Source organism: Pseudovibrio sp. POLY-S9 (assembly GCF_001431305.1).
GTDB lineage: Bacteria > Pseudomonadota > Alphaproteobacteria > Rhizobiales > Stappiaceae > Pseudovibrio.
In genome coordinates this window covers 207399-210592 of the sequence record NZ_LCWX01000145.1, presented here as the reverse complement: position 1 = coordinate 210592, position 3194 = coordinate 207399, and the positions used below count along the sequence as shown (strand labels likewise).

Annotated in this window: 1 protein-coding gene and 1 pseudogene; both read left to right on the top strand. The window is 52.5% G+C overall.

Translation table 11 applies throughout. From position 1 onward, the window contains the following. Positions 1–2101 (top strand): annotated as a pseudogene (locus PPL9_RS33300) (1,4-beta-glucanase); the annotation flags it as partial. Positions 2102–2283: 182 nt separating this feature from the next. Continuing rightward, positions 2284–3194, top strand: a 911-nt coding sequence (locus PPL9_RS33295) for an ABC transporter transmembrane domain-containing protein (protein WP_244273390.1), incomplete at its 3' end; no start/stop codon positions are given.

The window sequence follows — 3194 nt, the reverse complement described above, 5'->3', positions numbered from 1 at the left end:
CACAAGTCAGGGCGGCGGATACGAGCTTGTTTACGACAACGACGGTTCAAACCCACCAACAGTCACCGGCACGACCGATGAAGGTGGTTCCAAGTTCCGCGCTGACGTAAACGCAGACGATATCGTTGGCTTTGACCCTGATAGGGACGAGCTGGACTTCGGCGGAACATCTGTTCACGGCCTCATCGTGACCAAGTCTCCTGCTGGTGAAATTGTTCTCGACAGCCCGTGGAGCTCTTCTGCACAAATCGTGCAGGGCGTCACCTTCCAGGATGTCGACATCTCAGACTTCGGAGTGGTCGGTAATGAACACCTCCGTCAAGATCTTGGTGGCGTGGTCTCTTGGGAACAAGGCGTGGGCCCTCGCGAAGACGACACAGTCTACATCAGGTCTCATGAGTACGGCGTACACGAAGTTATCTCTGACTTTGACCCATCATCCATGAAGATCAGCTTCCTGTACTACGGTACACGTGAGCGTCTGAGCGTTGAAGAAACCGACGACGGCCTGCTGATCTCTACTCTGCCAAGTGGTCAGAGCTTCCTGTTCGAAGGCATTTCTCTTGATGATCTGGTTCCAGGTCAGCTGGAATTCCACTTCGATCAGGTTATGGAAGATAACCTTGAAGTTCCATTCGGCTTTGATCAGGGCGACGTGACCCTCGTTAGCCGTGAAGGCCTGTTGACTCCGGAAGCGCCAGCTGGCGACACAACGGATGGCCACCAGACCAGACCGGGTGACTTCGGCCCAACCGATCCGGTTGATCCAGTCGATCCAACTGATCCAGATCCGGACCCAGTTGACCCGGTTGATCCAGTTGATCCAGTTGATCCGGGTACAGGCACTCCAGGTCAGGTTCCTGGTGATGGTGTGGTCGTGTTCACATGGGCTTGGGGTGAAAACAGCGTTATCACCGACTTTAACCCAGCGGAACATAAGATTAGCATTGGTTGGATCAGTGCAGACCAGATCAGCTTCACAGAATCTGAAGACGGTCTCGTGATCTCCCTGCCTTCAAATGGTGGACAAACCCTCCTGCTGGAAGGTGTGTTCCTTGAGGATCTGAATGCCGATAACTTCGACATCAAAGATCCATCTACATTGCAGGAAATCCTTGATCTGCTCAGCGGTGAAGGTTCACAGCCACCTGTCGACCCAACTCCGGATCCAGATCCAACTCCGGATCCAGATCCAACTCCGGACCCAGACCCAACCCCAGATCCTGACCCGGTCGATCCTGTAGATCCAGTGGATCCGGTTGACCCAGTTGATCCGGGCGATGGTTCACCTCGTGAGTTCACGCTGGATTGGCAGTGGGGCAAGCAGGAAGAAGTCGCAAACTTCAATCCGGAACAGGATACCGTGAACATCGGTTGGATTGGCGGCGGCCAGTTCGAAGTGGAACAGACCGACAATGGTGTGTTGTTCACTCTGCCGGGTAACGGTGGTCGGTCACTTCTGCTGGTTGGCATTGTCGTAGCCGATCTGACAGCAAACAGCATCATCGCAAATGATGCAGCTGCTCAGGCTAAGATTGATGACTTCCTGTCAAATGCTGAAAATCTGGCAGATGTGGGAACTCAGTCCGAAGCTGAAAGTGTAGACTCTACCTACATTCCAGAGGCTCCTGAAGCATCAACCACTGCACAGGAAGCTGCTGCTTCCAATGACAGAGATGATGATGCGGTAGCCGCTTCTGCTCAGGAAGCTGAACAGGAAACTGGACCTCGTGAAGCTCAGAATGCTCCTGAACCAGCTCTTGCAGCTGCGGCCAATGGCAATGGAGCAATCGGAGGCGATACCGTTCAGATCAATTGGGATTGGGCGTCAGAAGAAGTCATCACAAACTTCGACCCTGCTACCGACACCATTGATTTCGGTAATCTGAATGCATCACAGGTTCAGATCACGGAAGAGAACAACAGTGTTGTGATCGAGGTTCTGGATAACGGTGGTCACACCTACACCTTGAACGGCATCAGCGTAGAAGACCTCTCTGCGGAGAACTTCGAAGCTGACGACTTCAACACCATCGTAACTGAAGAAGGCGGTGTTGTAGATCAGATGCATTCGGTCAATCAGGACGATAACTTGATCTGATCGATGAGCTAACGAAAAGAACTGCTCCCTCCCGGTCAATACCGGGAGGGGGTTTCTTGCTTTAATTCCCGAAGCAATTGAGAGAAAAGCTTATGCCCGGCAGCCAACGACAGAAAGAATCTGTAATCACCAGTGCATTCAGATCTCTAAGGTCCGCACTGGTTGGAATTGGTGGCGTCAGCATGCTGTTGAATATTTTGATGCTGACAGGACCACTCTTTATGCTGCAGGTCTATGACCGCGTGCTGGCGAGTGGGTCGGTCCCAACGCTTGTTGTTTTAGCAACCCTTGTTGGCGTCCTTTTCCTTTTCTATGGAATTCTGGAAACACTTCGCAGTCGTGTTTTGTCCCGTCTTGGGCAACGTGTAGATGCCCAGCTTTCTGGTGTTTCCTACGAAATCTCAACGAGCCTACCGCTTATTCTCGGCCCCAAAGGTGCAAAGATGCGACCGGTTCAGGATCTAGATCAGGTGCGCAGTTTCCTTTCAGGCCCAGGCCCTGCTGCCATCTTCGACTTGCCGTGGATGCCACTTTATTTCGGTATCGTGTACCTCTTCCATCCCTATCTTGGCATGATGGCAATCGGTGGCGCATTGATCATTTGTGCGCTCGTTGGAGTGAATGAACTTACCTCCCGCAGACCTTCAAGTGAGGCTGCTGCCGAAACAAACCGCCGCTCTGCTATCGTTGAAGCCAGTCGTTCCAATGCTGAAGTCATTCAGGCAATGGGCATGATGGAAACGATGAAGAACAGATGGCACAAGGGCAATGATGCCTACTTGGTCAAGCAGCGAAAAGCGGGGGACCGAGCTGCCTTTTTCTCAACAGCCGTCAAAACCTTCCGCTTCATCTTGCAGTCCGCCATGCTTGGCATGGGCGCATGGCTGGTTATCCAGCAGGAGGTCACCTCTGGTGTCATGATCGCCTCTTCAATCATGTCTTCCCGTGCCTTGGCTCCTGTTGAGCAAGCCGTTTCCCAATGGAAAGGTTTTCTGGCTGCACGACAAGGCCTCGCCCGTTTGCGCAAGGTAGTCGAAAATAAAGATGACACCAACAACGTGATGGAACTGCCCCTTCCGCATCAGAAGGTTGA